This is a genomic window from Methyloparacoccus murrellii (assembly GCF_054657115.1).
The window spans coordinates 15,973-31,557 of record NZ_BAAHXD010000006.1 but is presented as its reverse complement, the minus strand read 5'-3'; the positions used below and the strand labels follow the sequence as shown (position 1 = coordinate 31,557).

General features: G+C 62.6%; 9 protein-coding genes. 2 read left to right on the top strand and 7 right to left on the bottom strand.

From position 1 onward, the window contains the following. Nucleotides 1-47: 47 nt before the first annotated feature. From moxJ to ACYQ1H_RS02665, 5 genes are all read right to left on the bottom strand, one after another. The gene (gene moxJ / locus ACYQ1H_RS02685) at nt 48-902 is read right to left on the bottom strand and encodes a methanol oxidation system protein MoxJ (RefSeq protein WP_460026511.1); all 855 of its coding nucleotides are present in this window, start codon (nt 900-902) and stop codon (nt 48-50) included. Between the two features lie 86 nt (nt 903-988). Next, the gene (locus ACYQ1H_RS02680) at nt 989-2,746 is read right to left on the bottom strand and encodes a methanol/ethanol family PQQ-dependent dehydrogenase (RefSeq protein WP_460026586.1); all 1,758 of its coding nucleotides are present in this window, start codon (nt 2,744-2,746) and stop codon (nt 989-991) included. A 683-nt stretch (nt 2,747-3,429) separates the two neighbouring features. Beyond that, the gene (locus tag ACYQ1H_RS02675; protein ID WP_460026510.1) at nt 3,430-5,877 is read right to left on the bottom strand and encodes a TonB-dependent receptor; all 2,448 of its coding nucleotides are present in this window, start codon (nt 5,875-5,877) and stop codon (nt 3,430-3,432) included. Nucleotides 5,878-6,180: 303 nt separating this feature from the next. Further along, entirely contained in the window at nt 6,181-7,044 is an 864-nt protein-coding gene (locus tag ACYQ1H_RS02670) for a quinoprotein dehydrogenase-associated putative ABC transporter substrate-binding protein (protein WP_460026509.1), read from the bottom strand. A 132-nt stretch (nt 7,045-7,176) separates the two neighbouring features. Continuing rightward, nucleotides 7,177-9,039: a methanol/ethanol family PQQ-dependent dehydrogenase gene (locus ACYQ1H_RS02665; protein ID WP_460026508.1), complete on the bottom strand. Its 1,863-nt coding sequence runs from the start codon at nt 9,037-9,039 to the stop codon at nt 7,177-7,179. 335 nt (nt 9,040-9,374) lie between these two features. Between ACYQ1H_RS02665 and ACYQ1H_RS02660 the strand changes: the two genes are divergently transcribed. Continuing rightward, nucleotides 9,375-10,316, top strand: a complete 942-nt coding sequence (locus ACYQ1H_RS02660) for a quinoprotein relay system zinc metallohydrolase 2 (protein WP_460026507.1) — start codon at nt 9,375-9,377, stop codon at nt 10,314-10,316. A gap of 86 nt (nt 10,317-10,402) precedes the next feature. Next, entirely contained in the window at nt 10,403-11,212 is an 810-nt protein-coding gene (locus tag ACYQ1H_RS02655; RefSeq protein WP_460026506.1) for a quinoprotein dehydrogenase-associated SoxYZ-like carrier, read from the top strand. 52 nt (nt 11,213-11,264) lie between these two features. Here the strand turns inward: ACYQ1H_RS02655 and ACYQ1H_RS02650 are convergent, their stop codons facing one another. Together ACYQ1H_RS02650 and ACYQ1H_RS02645 are read right to left on the bottom strand one after the other, a co-directional pair. Next, nucleotides 11,265-14,396: an efflux RND transporter permease subunit gene (locus ACYQ1H_RS02650; RefSeq protein WP_460026505.1), complete on the bottom strand. Its 3,132-nt coding sequence runs from the start codon at nt 14,394-14,396 to the stop codon at nt 11,265-11,267. Then, nucleotides 14,393-15,571 carry an efflux RND transporter periplasmic adaptor subunit gene (locus ACYQ1H_RS02645; protein ID WP_460026504.1) on the bottom strand — a complete coding sequence of 393 codons (1,179 nt, stop codon included), beginning with the start codon at nt 15,569-15,571 and terminating at the stop codon, nt 14,393-14,395. Before ACYQ1H_RS02645 ends, ACYQ1H_RS02650 begins: the two co-directional genes overlap by 4 nt. Nucleotides 15,572-15,585: the final 14 nt, after the last annotated feature.

Genomic DNA, 15,585 nt, shown 5'->3' with positions numbered 1-15,585 from the left:
CGAATCATTCGGTCAGGGATGCGCCGCTAACCGCCGCGCATCCGGCATCAGTGTTTCCCGTGCTGTTTGCCCGGCTTTTCGGTCTTTCCGACAATCAGGGGTATGCCCTCCTCCTGCAGCACTGCCTGAATGTCCCGCATCCGGCTCTTGAGCGCCCGATTGATCTCGGCCATCAGGGCCTGATCGTCCTTGCGAACGCCAACCGAGGTGCCATAGTGAAACGGCACTTTCTGGCCGTCCGCCCGCACTTGATGATCGGGGATGACGGTCATCTCCAGCCTGTCGCGGGCGGCCTTCACATACCGGCCCGCCTGCGGTCCCCAGAGGATGGCCAGTTCGGCATTGCCGGAGGTCACCTCATTGACCAGCTTCTCGGGGTCATAGCGGACGTATTGATTGCGCCGGGCCTTGAAGCCCACCAGCGATTGCAGGTAGTTGAACTGGTCGTTGTAGCGGCCGATCTTCTTCAGCATGGTCTCGGGAGGACTGTCCGGCATGAAGGCAATCTGCTTCGTCTGCCGCAGGTAGGCACTGTCCCAGTCAGTCACGGTCAGCCCCTTCCGCTTCGGGTAGATGAAGACATAGGCCGAGCGGTAGTAGGGCTCCGACGTGAGCATGCGGGGATCGTCCTGGTCGACGCCCATGACCACATCGCACAGCCCCCGGTCCAGCTGGTCCCGCACGAAATAGCGGGGGTCCTGCCACCAGACGTTCTCGACCGTGCGATGCAATGCCTGGGCGAGGATCGCCGCCAGCCGGTTTTCGAATCCCCGGCCTTCCTTGTCCGAATACGGCAATTCCGCCTCGGCGGCGCAGATGCGCAAGGGCTCGGCGGCCCGGGCAAAGCCCAGGCCGGCGGCGGCCAGCGCGGTACCCAGCAGCGCTTTCCGTAACAGCAACATGTTTGAATTCCTCTTGCTCGTCATGATTCGTCGTCGGCTTACGGGGCCGATCCGAAGGTCCGGCCCCGGAACGGCGACCCGGGCGGCTAGAGCGAGAAGACGAACACGGCTCCACCCATCTGGGTGTGGTGAGCCAGTTCCTTGAAGGCGCCGACGGCACCCAGACCCGCGGTCGGATCCTTCAGGTCGAAGACCAGACCGACGCCCGGCCAGCCGCCCACGCCGGAGTAGATGGCGACGTACTGCTTGCCGTTGTGCTCGTAGGTGATGGGGTGACCGATGACACCGGAGGGCAGCTTGAACTGCCACTTCAGCGCGCCGGTACGGGTGTCGCGGGCCTTGATGTAGCCATCCAGCGTACCGTAGAAGACCAGATTGCCGGCGGTGGCCAGGGTGCCGCCCCAGACGGCGAATTTCTCCTTCACTTCCCAGCTCATCTGGCCAGTCACGGCGTTCATGGCTTTGACCTGGCCGAGGGTACCCTTGGGGCCTGGGTACATGTTCAGCGTTGCGCCGACGAAGAACTGGCCGGCACGATAGGGCAACATGAAGGGCTCCCAGTCCATGCAGATATGGTTTACGCCCATGAAGAACAGCTTCTTGTCGGGGTCGTAGGACTCGATACCTTGGTTGTGATAACCCATGGCCGAGGGACAGATGCCCTTGGATTCGTGATCCATGTAGGTGGCATATTCCGGATCACGGATCGGAATGCCGGTCTTGAGGTCGACCTTCTTGACCCAGTTGACCGTGTCGTCGATCTTGAAGGCATTGACCAGCGAACCGGTTTCGCGGTTGAGCGTGTAGACCAGGCCGTTGCGGTCGGGATGCGTCAGCAGCGGCGTCATCTTGCCGTCGACTTCCTGCTCGGAAAGCCCCATGTAATTGACACCCGCGTAATCCCATTCGTCATGCGGCGTTTTCTGGTAGCCGAACCTGGCCTTGCCGGTCTTGAGGTCGCGACCCCAGATGGTCATGGTCCACTTATTGTCGCCCGGTCGCATGGTCTCGTTCCAGGGCGCGGGATTGCCGGAGCCGTAATAGACCATGTCCAGCTTGGGGTCGTAGGCGTACCAGCCCCAGTTGGTGCCGCCGCCGATCTTCCAGGCATCGCCCTCCCAGGTCTTCAGGCCCAGGCCAAACTGGCCATAGTGCGGGTTGTGGCGATTGAATGTCTCGTCCAGCAGCAGATCCTCGTCGGGACCGGTGGCATAGGCGCGCCAGGCCTGCCGGCCGTCCTTGATGTCGTAGGCGGTGACGTAACCGCGCACGCCCAGTTCGGCGCCGGCCGAACCGACCAGCACCTTGTCGCCAGCGACGAAGGGCGCGCCGGTGAGGGTCGAGCCCATGGTGATATCGGAGTTCTCCATCTTCCAGATTTCCTCGCCGGTGTCGGCATTCAGCGCGACAACGTTGCCATCCAGCTGGTTGAGGAAGATTTTCGCCGGGCCGTGATCGCCTGCCGGGACGTAGGCCAGACCACGGTTGACCACGTCGCAACAGGCGACCGCACGCGCGGCGGGGTTCTGCTTGGGCTTGTACTGCCACTTGATGCGCCCCGGATCATTGAGATCGATGGCGAAGACATTGTTCGGGAAGGGCGTGTGGACATACATGATGCCGTTGGCCACCAAGGGACCGCCCTCATGGCCATGCAGGGTGCCGGTGGAGAAGGTCCACGCCACTTTCAGGTTCTGCACGTTGCTGGCGTTGATGTCGTCCAGCTTGCTGAAATGGCTGGCGCTGTAGTCCTTCGTCTGCATGACCCAGTTGCGGTCATCCTTCGACATGAAATCCAGGTCCTTGTTGGCGATCGCGGTTGCCGACACGGCCGTCAGGGCCATCGTGATCAGCGCGCGATTGACGGATGCTGTCAGGCGTCTCATCTGCATGTTCAACTCCTCCTCGAAATTTAGGAATGCCCGGTCGGGGCGCGGCTGGGCGGGGCTCAATGACCGGCCCACATTGTCGGTGTCGGGACGCCATCCGAACTACTGAATTGCGCCCGCCCGGCATCGGGAAAAACACCTTCGGAAGCCGGGAAGACCTCCGGCGGGGCGCATGGCGCCGGGTTTCGTCGGGACGATGGAGAACGCGGGTCGGGGCGGTGTCATCCGTTGGAGATGTCGGGGCTGACGCGGCGCCGCAGGGGCGACACCCTGGCGGGAAACCGCAACGGGCTGGCGGTGGCAGGTATGGCGCCATCGGGATCGTGGCGCTTGGCGAACGGGACGCTGCGGGTGCCCAGGCCAGGGGGGGGGAGACGGGGCCGGACGGCCGGTCAAGGCCGGCTGCGGAAGGGCGAGGTGGCAACAGCGAGGGCCCCTGGCAGGCGTTCAGGCACGGGCGCAGGAATGCCGGCAGCCGCGGCGGGCGTTGGCCATGGCTTGCATGGGTGCCGCCCATCGGGCAAAAAAAGCGCCCCGTGAGGGGCGCGAACAGGATGGAGAGCTAAACATCCATCAAAGCGCATGAATGCTGCGTACCGGCCCGCCCCGGGAAAAACGGGCCGCCATGTCCCGGGAAACTACATGGATATCTTGATGCCCGCCCAGCCGGCCTGCGGCGCGCCCGGACCGACGAAGCGGGGGTTGTTGTAGGCCGGGCCCAGCACTTCGTCGGCTTCGCCGAAGTTGCCGAAGGTCTGGTAGTTGCGATTGAAGATATTGTCGAAACGGCCGAACACGGAGACATGCTCGTTGTAGCGGTACTCGGCCAGCAGGTTGACCACCACAAAGCCAGCGATGGGTTTGTTCTGGTTGGCCTCGTCGCCGCGCAGGTACTGGTAGTCCTGGTAATTCAGGTTGGCGCCGAAGGTAAAACCGTCGAAAACCAGCCAGTCGGCATAGGCCTTGAGAATGTTCTGCGGCAAGCCGGGAATGTAGTCCCCGGGCGTGACGAACGTCTGCCCCATGTCGTTGGCATAGGGATTGTTGGGACTGTTGGCGATGAAGGATGACTGGAAGGTAGCATCCAGGTAAGTGTAGTTGAAGCCGAAGCGCACGGGTTCGAAATCCGCGTTCAGGCCCAGTTCGAGACCCTGCCGAAGGGTATCGCCCACGTTCTTGAAGTAGCCGGTATTAGCCAGCGTGCCGCTGCTGATGAACAGGATGTCGTCGTTGTTGACGGTGTGGAAATAGCCGGCATTCCAGTCGAAATTGCCGCCGTAGACATTCTTGAACTGGCCGCGGAAGCCGGCCTCCGCGGTCTTGGCGACAACCTGGTTCAGCGACGGATCGGACAGGAAGGCATTGGGCAGGCGGCAGGGCTTTGCCGGGTCGGCGCAGCTGAGCTCGACGGCGGTCGGGGCGCGGTTCGACTCGTTGTAGCTGGCATAGGCCTGGAGCTGCGGCATGAAGGCATAGGTCAGGCCACCCGAGGGATTGAAGCGCTGATAGGTGTGCTGCCCGTTGAGATCGGTCCCCTGCTGGTCGTAGAGGTTGACCTGCGCCTTGTTGTAGCGGCCGGCCACGGTCAGGGCCAGATCCTCGGTCACCGAGAAGTTGTCGGTGAAGAACACGCCATAGTAGGTGGTGTCGGTGCTCAGGCGCACGATGCCTTCCTCAGTGTAGATGCCGCTGCCGATGGTGCCCCGGCTGGGTGTGAGAGCCCCCAGTTCGGTGTTGGAATTGAAGGAAGTGGTGCCGGTGTCATAGCTGCCGCCGCCGACGAAGCGGTTCTTAAACCCGAACCAGTCATGATCGAAGGCCGCCTGGACGGTGGCGCCGTTGGTGCGCATGTTGGTCTGGCTGGTGTTCTGGGTCGCGGTACTGTTGTAGGGCGTCGCCTTGACCGGGTTGCCCCTGGCATCGAGGATGACTTCCTGTTCATCGCCCTCCTCCTGGCACAGATAGCCGGCCAGCCCGGAGGCTTCGCATGGCTCGGCGTCGGTATCGTCGCCGTTGAAGGTCGGCACCAGATTCTGGCGATAGTAGACTGTGCTGGACAGTTCGATCTTGTCGGTGACCCAGGTGGAACCCTGGATCGACGCCAGGAACATGTCGGTCTTGGTCTGATCCGGATGCGTGAAAATGGCGTTGCGCTGCTGCTCGTAGAGCTGCACCGGCACGGTGCCATTGCCGTTCATGGAGCTACCGTTGCCGGCCAGGGTCAGATCGATGTCCGACCGCTCACCGCGCCAGCTGAAGGTGCCCAGCCCCTGCATCACGTCGGTGGGCGAATACTGGCGCCAGCCGTTCTCCGAGAAATTGCGCAGGTCGATGTAATAGCCGAAGGTGCCATCGTTCCAGCCGGACATGATTTCCTCGACATGGCGACCCCAGGAACCGCCGTAGACCTCCGCGGAGTGGCCCGGTGCCGAAAAGCCGGTCTTGGTTTTCATGGAGATGGCACCACCCAGGCTGTTCAGACCGTAGACGGCATTGGAGCCCGAATGCAGGTCCATGCGCTCGATCGCGCCCTCGGATATGAGATTCCAGTTGACGGTGTCGCCGAAGATTTCGTTGAAACGGACGCCGTTGACGTAGACCGACAGGCCCTGCGGCAATCCCAGCAGGGGCGAGGCCGAAAAACCGCGGAACTGGACATCCTGCTGCATGGGATTGTTCTGCGCGTCATTGACGGTGACGCTGCCCATGTAGCGCCGCATGTAGTCGGGCAGGTTCCAGGCGCGTGTCTCGTCCAGCTCGTCGGAGGTGACGGTCTGCACCGGCGAGGGAACCTTGTAGATCGATACGCCCGTGTCGGATGTCGTCAGCGGCGTATCGCTGACGACATGGACCTCGTCCAGCTCGATGACATCGCCGGCGTAGGGCTTGTTGAGTTTCCTCGCTGCGATGATCTTCTCGCTCGCGGCTGCCGTGTCGGTGACTTCACTGTCCGGCTTGGCCATCTCGCTTTCGCGCGGCTGCGGGCTCGCGGCATCCCGCACCGTCTCGGCGCCGGCAACCGACGGATCGAGGCTGAAGAGGCTGATGGCGGTACCTGCCCACAGGGCTGCATTCTGGCGTTTCATCGCTCCACTAGGCGTATCGAGTCAAAGATAGCCCGCCATTCTAGTGATGCGAATGCACCTCACCTATAGGAAAAGTTCCTGAAATGCCGGCAAGCCCGGGTTCGCGTCAGCCTGCGGGATGCACCGGGACGGGAGCTTGAACCGATCGGCCACCGCCCGAGGAAAAAAATGACCCATGGAAGCCGGCCATCGCGGCGTCGCCGGTGATGACGTCCTGCGGGGTTGACCGATCCGGATAGCAGGGGGAGCGGGAACCCCTGGCGCAGGGGCTCCCGCCCGAGGACAAGCCGATCGGCCGGATGCCTACGGCGACGTGGGCAGCGTCTGGCCGTGCTCGTCGACCAGCGGGACGCCATAGCTGCGCAGAATGCCCTGAATCTCGCCGGCATGTTTCTCGATCAGTTCGTCCAGCTGTTGCTGGCGTGCCTTGTCGGGCCGGCGCACGCCCATGGACATGGGGAAATCGAACTTGAGTCCGGGTTGGGACAGCATCGGCAACACGGCCAGTTGGCCGGGATTCTGCTGGACCAGATAGCCGGACATGGGGCCCCAGACGATCACCATGTCGATCTTGCCGTCGGCAAAATCCTTGGCCAGGATCTGGGCAGCATTCTGGGCGGCATCGCCGGTCATGGTCTGATAGGGAATGCCCTGGCCAATGAGGCCGTGGTTGAGCAGCCAGGTGGTGCCCGGCGCGCCGTCGAACATGGCAATGCGGAGCCTGGACTTGGTCTCGGCCGGCAAATGATCGATATCCTCGGGCCGCTTGAGCGCGTCGAGTGCCCCACCCTTGCGGTAGACCAGCACATAGGTCGAGCGGTAGTAGGGGCGAGTCGTCGCCGTGAGTTCAAACCCGGTCGGTACCCCCATGACCACGTCGCACTTGTAAGCCTCGGCTTCCTCGTCGACTTTGGCCTTGAGCGTGTTGCGGATGAAACCCAGACGCTGCGGGAACCAGGTGTATTCCAGCTTCAGGCCCTGCGCAGCGGCCAAGAGTTCGGCGATCCTGTTCTCGTATCCGCTGCCATCCTGCACCGACAGGGGCGGATTATTGGGATCCGCGCAAACCTTGAAGCTTCCACCTTCCGCCCGGGCGGCCAACGCCTGCCCTGCAAGCATCACGGCCAATACGGTCTTGAACGCCCCTTTGCTGACATTCAGCTGCATGAGTCTCTCCCTAATCCAGTCGAAAGGCCGGGAGTTTACGAAATTCCCGGGCCCTGAACGCACGAAACCCCGACTGACAAGCCAGTCGGGGTTTCGTTCAGCCGGGTCCCGCGGGACCCTGTAGCGGTCCGCTTAATTGGGCAGTGCGAACACGGTGAAGACGCCACCCAGCTTGGTATGGGTGCTCAGACTCTTGTACGCGCCAACCGCGCCGAGGCCTTCGCTTTCGCCTTCGAGGCCAGCCGCCATGCCGACGCCAGCCCAGCCGCCGATACCCGACAGAATGCCGATGTACTGCTTGCCGTTGTGCATCCAGGTGCTGACGTTGCCGATGACGCCGGACGGGGTCTTGAACTTGTACAGTTCCGCGCCGGTGTTGGCGTCACGCACCTTCAGGTAGCCTTCCAGGGTACCGTAGATGACCAGATCGCTGGCGGTGGACAGCATGCCGCTCCACAGCGAGAACGGCTCGTCTATCTGCCACTTGATGGTGCCGGTGGTCGGATCCCAAGCAGTGAAGGAGCCCATGTGCAGCTTCTCTTCCTTTTCGCCAGTCTTGACGTTGGTCTTGGCCGGATAGATGCTCAGGGTCGCGCCGACATACGGCTGGCCGGCGGTGTACTCGACCTGGAAGGGCTCATAGTCCATGCAGGTGTGGTTGCCGGGGATGTAGATCAGCTTGGTCTTGGGCGAGAAGGTGACCGGAGGCTCGTTCTTGGCGCCCATGGCCGAGGGGCAGATACCCTTCTGGTTGTGGTCTTCGCCACCCGCCTGGGTCGAATACTGTGACTGCACCTGCGGACGGCCGGTCTTCATGTCGACATGGCTGGCCCAGTTGACCATCTTGTCGAACTTCTCGGCGACCAGCAGTTCGCCGGTCACACGGTCCAGGGTATAACCGAAACCGTTGCGGTCGAAGTGAGTCAGCAGCTTGGAGTGCTCCTTGCCGTCCTTGTCCTTCATGGGCAGGTCGATCAAGGTCATTTCGTTGATGCCGTCGTAATCCCATTCGTCATGCGGGGTCATCTGGTAGACCCACTTGGCAACACCGGTGTCGGCGTCGCGGGCCCAGATGGTCATGGACCACTTGTTGTCACCCGGACGCTGTACCGGGTTCCAGGTGGACGGATTGCCTGAACCGTAGTAGATCAGGTTGGTTTCGGCGTCATAGCTGGTCCAGCCCCAGGTGGTGCCGCCGCCGATCTTCCACTGGTCGCCCTGCCAGGTCTTGAGGGAGGAATCCTTGCCGACTGGCGCCATCTTGCCGTCGGTCCAGGTCATGGTCTTTTCCGGATCGATCTTCATATCAGCGTCGGGACCCATGCTGTAGGTCTTCCACGCCAGGCTGCCGTCCTTGACGTTGTAGGCGGCCAGGAAACCGCGCACACCGAACTCACCGCCGGAGATGCCAACCAGAACCTTGTCCTTGACGACCAGCGGGGCTGCCGTGTTGGTCATGCCTGCCTTGGGATCGCCATTCTTGACCTTCCAGACCATCTTGCCGGTCTTGGCGTCCAGCGCGATCAGGGTGGCGTCACCCTGGGCCATGAAGATCTTGCCGTCGCCGTAGGCGAGACCGCGGTTGACCACGTCGCAGCACATCACGCCGATGACCTGCTGGGGATCGGTGCCCTTGTCGGCGGCATACTCATATTCCCAGACGACGCTGTGGGTGTCCTGGTCCAGTGCGTAGATCTTGTGGGGGAAACCGGTGTGAATGTAGATCAGACCGTTGACGACCAGGGGACCGCCTTCGTGACCGCGCAGGGCGCCGGTCGAGAAGGTCCACATGGGCTGCAAATTCTTGGCGTTGTCCTTGTTGATCTGGGTCAGGGTGGTGAAACGGGTACCGAAGTAGTCGCCGCCCCAGGTTGCCCAGTTAGCCGGATCGCGCGACAGCTTCTCGACTTCGGCATTGGCGAAGCTCAGGCTGGGAGCCGCTAGGGCCGTTGCGACGGCCGTCGACAGCAGCAAACTCTTCAAAGAGCTCTTCATTGTTTATCCTCCTCAAAATAAAGGTAAAACACGTTTGCAAACGTTTTTTCTAGCTGGGTCAGCTAAACGAGGCGCAGTCATTGAACCCTAGTGTTTTAGGGAAAAACTCCCGGATCGCGCGCTGGGTGCGTAACTTGAAGGAATTCGTCCTAAAAGTCAACGACACGGCGGCTTGCCATCGCGGGCGCTCGCGGCCATTAGTGGCCACCCGGACTGCCCAGGTTCCTGAGGGCTCCCGGGTGGCTCGCGATGCCCGGCCGGCGCGGGCATCGCACTTGAATCGCAAGGCGACCATGTCAAAATCCATGCCCTTCTCGCCCGCCAGAGGACTGCCGATGCCAGCGCTCCCGATACCGCTCCCCCTCCTTCGCGGCCTGCCATGGCTCGGCCTCGTCCTCAGCCTGACGGCAGCGGCGGCAGACCTCGACCTGCGCGAGGTCGCGCCCGGCATCCAGGTCCATCAGGGCCGGCACGAACTGCCGGACGTGCACAACCGGGGGGAAATCGCCAACATCGGTTTCATCATCGGCGAGCGCTGCGTCGCCGTCGTCGACAGCGGCGGCAGCCCGGAGCAGGGCCAGGCCCTGAAACGGCAGATCGAGGCAACCACGAAGACGCCCGTCTGCTACGTCATCAATACCCATGTGCATCCCGACCACATCTACGGCAACCTGGCCTTCAAGCAGCCGGGGGTGCGCTTCGTCGGCCACCACAAGCTGGAGCAGGCCATGCTGCTGCGGGCGCCCTACTACCAGGAGAAGGCCAGCCGGGAGCTGGGCTTCTCGCTGTCGCCGGCCCATTTCGTCCCGCCCGACCTGCCGGTCCGGGACACACTGGAACTCGATCTCGGCGGCCGCACGCTGCGGCTCACGGCGCACGCGACGGCGCATACGGACAACGATCTGAGCGTCTACGACGACAGGACCGCGACCCTCTGGCTGGGCGACCTGCTGTTCATGGGGCATATCCCGGTTGTCGACGGCAGCCTCAAGGGCTGGCTGGAAGAGATCGAGAAGCTGCGCACGATTCCGGCCGCGCGCGTCATTCCCGGCCATGGCCCGGTCACCGCCGCCTGGCCGCTGGCCCTGACCGGCGAGGCCGATTATCTCAAGGCCCTGCAGACCGATGTCCGGGCCGCGCTGAAGGCCGGCCGCACCCTGGAGCAGGCCATGGATGAGGTCGGTCAGCGGTTGCGGCCGGACTGGCAACTGTTCGACGAGTTCCACAAGCGCAATGTCGCCGGCGCCTATGCGGAACTGGAATGGGAAGAGGACTAGCCGTACCACCAGCCATCAGCCCTTGCCAATCCAACCCGACCGACGGCCAACACGAATCACCCCGCCATTTCCGAAGGAGACCACCGATGCAACCCACCCACCTGCCGCTGACGCTCGTCCTGATCGCGCTGACCCTCGGATCGCCCGCCATCCGCGCCGAGGGCGAGGATGAAACCGCCTGGAACACGGTGCTCAAGGAGAAGCTGTTCCCCGGCAAAACCATCGCGGAAGACCAGGACACCATCGCCATCACGGCACCCTACCGGGCCGAGGATCCGGCGCTCGTGCCGATCCAGGTGACCAGCCGTTTTCCGCAGAGCCAGGATCGCTACATCCGCAACATCACGCTGGTGATCGACAACAACCCGGTGCCGTTTTCGGCGTCCTTCGACTTCACGCCGGCGAGCGGGCGGGCCGACATCGCCACCCGCATGCGTTTCAACGCCTATACCCACATTCGCGCCATCGCCGAAACCAACGACGGCAAGCTGCACATGGCCAAGGCCTTCGTGAAGGCGAGCGGCGGCTGCTCGGCGCCCATCGGCACCGATCTGGAAGCGGCCATGGCGCGCATGGGCAAGATGAAATTCAAGTTCGACGGCGACAAGGCCACACTGAGCCAACCGAACGCGGTGCAATTACTGGTCAGCCATCCCAACATTACCGGCCTGCAGATGGACCAGATCAGCCGCATGGTGAAACCCGCCCACTTCGTCAATCAGGTGAAAGTCAGCTTCGATGGCCAGCCCGTGCTGACGGCCAGGACCGACATCGCCATCAGCGCCGACCCCAATTTCCGCTTCTATTTCGTGCCGGACAGGGCGGGCGAGCTGAAGGCCGAGATCACCGACAACCTCGGCGGCCAGTTCGTGTCCACCCAGGCCGTCGCACCTTGACCGTGTCGGCAGGGGACCCAGCGCGTGCCGTGCGGCATGGTCCCCCGGCGGTTCATGCCCGGACAGAGGCGCTTCGGCGGTCACTCCAGCGCTGGGTGATCACATAGAAGACCGGCACGAAAGGAATGGCCAGCAGAGTGGAGGCCAGCATGCCGCCGAACACTACCGTGCCGATGGCCTGCTGGCTGGCTGCGCCCGCCCCGTGCGCCTTCAGCAGCGGAACAACGCCCAGAATGAAGGCGAATGAGGTCATCAGGATCGGCCGAAACCGCTGACGGGTGGCCTCGACCGCTGCTTCGACGATTGAGTGGCCCTCCTCGCGCAACTCCCGGGCAAACTCGACCACCAGAATCGCATTCTTGCTGGCCAGCGCGATCATCAGCACAAGGCCCACCTGCGTATAGAGATTGTTGTCGAAGTGGCGGGCAATCTGGGCCAGAACAACCCCGACCAGGGCCATCGGCACCACCATGATCACGGCCAGGGGACTCAGCCAGCTTTCGTATTGCGCCGCCAGGACCAGAAACACCAGCAACAAGGACAGGGCGTAGACATAGTAGGCGGTGTTGCCCAGCAGCTTCTGCTGGTAGGCGGTGGCCGTCCAGTCCATGGCCAGGCCGCGCGGCAACACGCTGTCCGCCATCTGTTCCATCAGGTGAATGGCATCCCCGCCGCTGAAGCCGGGCGCCGGCGCACCGAAGACCGAGGCAGACGGGTAGAGGTTGTAGCGGGTCACCAGTTCGGAGCCCACTTGCCGTTCGACTTTCAGCAGAGCCCCGAGCGGTACCATCGCGCCCTTCGAGTTGCGGACATTCAGGTTCTTGATGTCATCGATTTTCAGACGGTAAGGGGCATCCGCCTGCACATAGACCTGAAAGGACTGATCGAACTTGTTGAACAGGTTCACATAGGATGACCCCAAAAAAGCCTGCAGCGTCCCGAAAACGTTATCCATGGGCACCGACAGGGTTTGCGCCTTGACCCGATCGATATCCAGGAAGAGCTGCGGACTCTGGGCGCTGAAGGTCGTCCCGAGGAAGGCCAGGCCGGACTGGGTCGCCCCGGCCCGCTGCATCTCCAGCACGGCACGCTGCAATTCCGGCAAGCCGAGGCTGCGGCGGTCCTCGATCATCAACTGCAGACCGCCGGCCTGGCCCAGACCGGCAATGGGTGGCGGCGTCACCGTGGCGATACGGGCCTCCTGGATAGGGTCCAGACGCCGCTTGAGTTCCGCCAGTATCGACTTCTGGTCCAGCCCCGCCCCGCGTTTTTCCCAGGGCTCGTAGATGGCGAACAGACTGAAGGCATTGCTGAGATTCGCGGCATCCAGCATCGAAAACCCGCCGATCGTGACCCAGTCGGCAATGCCCGGGGTCTCCTTCAGCACCGCCTCCACCCGCTTGACCACCGCCCGGACGCGTGGCTGGGCGGCACCCTCCGGCAATTTGCCCACGACGATGGCGTAACCCTGGTCCTCGATCGGCAGAAACCCGGCCTGATGGTGGACGAACAGCCAGCCGCCGGCGGCGATGATCGAAAAGAACACCAGACTCATGGACACCGGCCGCTGCACCATCCAGCGCACCAGGGCTGTGTAGGCATTCTCAACACCACCGTACACCCGGTTGAAGGCACGATAGAAGGCGTTCGGCCGGTAATCCGCCGCACGCGGCTTGAGATACATCGCGCATTGCGCCGGCTTGAGCGTCAGGGCGTTGATGGCGCTGATGATGGCAGTCGCGGCGATCACCAGCGCGAACTGACGGAAGAGTTGTCCGGTAATGCCCGGCAGAAAGGCGGCGGGCAGAAATACCGCTGAAAGCACCAGGGTAATGCCGATCACCGGGCCGGTCATCTGGCTCATCGCCTTAATGGCGGCCGCCTTGGGACTCAGGCCCTTCTCGATATGATGCGAGGCGTTTTCAACGATGACGATGGCGTCATCCACCACGATGCCGATGGCCAGGATCAGGGCAAACAGGGTCATCAGATTCACCGAGAAACCCAGCATGGCCATGGCCGCGAAGGCACCGATGATGGTCACGGGCACCGTGGTGGCCGGCACCAGCGTGGCGCGCCAGTTCTGCAGGAAAATCACCACGACCGCCAGTACCAGCAGCCCCGCCTCGTACAGCGTCTCGTAGACGGCATCGATCGACTGCTGGATGAACTCGGTCGTATCGTAGCGGATGGCGTAGGTCAGGCCTTCGGGAAACTCCTTGGCGCGCCGCTCCACCTCCTGGCGGACCTGCCTGCCAACCTCGATGGCATTGGCGCCCGGCAGGGCATAGACCAGTATCTGAGCGGCTTTGTGTCCGGAAAAGCCGGCGAAATTGCTGTAAGCCTGCTGGCTCAGCTCCACCCGGGCGATGTCGCGGATACGGACGATCTGGGCGGCCTGGCCGGATTTGGGCGGTACGGTCTTGACGATGATGTCCTCGAACTCCGCGACATCGTCCAGTCGGCCCAGTGCATTCACGGTCAGCTGAAAGAACTGCTCATCCGGGACCGGTGGCCCCCCCAACTGACCGGCGACCACCTGCGTATTTTGCTGCTTGACCGCATCCGCCACATCCACGGTGGTGAGACCAAAGTACTTGAGCCGTTCCGGGTTCAGCCAGATGCGCATGCTGTATGAACCTGCCCCGAGCACCTTCACCTGGCCCACGCCGGGAATCCGCCCCAGGGGGTACTGCAGGTTGATCAGGGCGTAATTGGACAGAAAAGTTTCGTCATAGCGCTCGCCCTCGGCATAAACGCTGACCGCCTGCAGGATGTTGGTAGAGACCTTGCGGATGTTGATGCCCTGCTTTTGCACCGCGTCCGGCAGCTGCGCCAGCTGGCCATTCACCAGATTCTGCACCAGGCTGAGCGCCGCGTTCAGGTCGGTGCCGACCCGGAAGGTGATGGTGAGGGTATAGGTGCCGTCCGAGCCGCTGGTCGAGGACATGTACAGCGAATTCTCGACCCCGTTCACGCCCTGTTCGATGGGAATGCCGACGGTCTTGGCGATGATCTCGGCGCTGGCGCCCGGATAGCGGGTCAGCACCTGGATGGTCGGCGGAACGATATTCGGATACTGGGCGATCGGCAGATTGAACAGACTGACCAGCCCCAGGATGATGGTGATGATCGCGATGACGTTGGCGAAGATGGGCCGTTCGATGAAGAACCGGGAAATCATGGCGCTCCTGCCCCCGCCGGGACGGCCTTGACCTTGTGCCCCGGAATAGCCCTCATCTGGCCATTGACGATGACATTGTCGGCCAGCGAGAGCCCCGCATCGATGGCATATTCCCGATCGACCAGCGGTCCCAGGGTGACACCACGGCGAGAGACCATGGACTGGTCATCGACGACCAGCACATAGCTGCCGCCTTGGTCATAGCCTATCGCCTCCTCGGGCAGCAGCAGGCTGTCCTGCGGCTGGGACCGCTCACCACGGATCCGAGCGAACAAGCCGGGGAGAATCCGATAATCGGAATTGGCCAAAGTGGCACGAAGTTGCAGAGTGCCGCTGTTGCTGTCCACCTGAATGTCGGCATAGTCCAGCCGGGCGCGATGCGGAAAACCGCTTTCGTTCGCAAAACCCACATCGACCGGCAAGTTGGGCCGGGCCGTCCTGGCGGTGACATCCGGATTTTCTCTCCGTATTCGCAGCAGATCCTGCTCACTGATGGTGAAGTAAACGTAAATGGGATCAATCTTGTTGATATCCGCCAGGACCGTCTCTTCCCCGGCACCCACCACGTTGCCAGGGTCCTTGTACCGCCGGCTGACGCGCCCCTGGAAGGGCGCCTTAACCGTTGTGTAGCTGAGGTTGAGTCTGGCCAGTTCCACCTGGGCCTCGGCAGACATCACATCCGCCCGGTTGGCATCGCGTTCGTAATGCCAGCGATCCACATCCGTCTGGGCCGCCGCATCCTGTTGCAGCAGTCCGGTAAAGCGGTTGAATTCGGTTTCCGAATGCAGCAATCGGGCCTTGGCGGCCAGCAGCTTCGCCTCGGCTTCCTTGAGTTTGGATTGGTAGGTATTCTGCTGGATGACAAACAGAACCTGTCCTTCCTGGACAATATCGCCCTCCCTGAACAGCACCTGCTCCAGAAAGCCCTCGACTCGCGCCCGCAATTGCACGGTATAGAGCGCCTGGGTATTCCCGGTAAACTCAAGATGACGTGTCACCATGCCCTGCCGGGGATGGCTCACCGTCACCTCGGGCGGGGGTGGCGCCTGATAGGCGTTGGGGGAATCACAGCCGGCAAGGCCAAGGGCAGCGCCTATGGCAATCCCCCTGAAAATCGACGCATAGCCGTACCGGCTTGTCCATGCAGGGGTGTTTGAAGAGTTTTTCCGCGTCATGCAAGGGCGCTCAT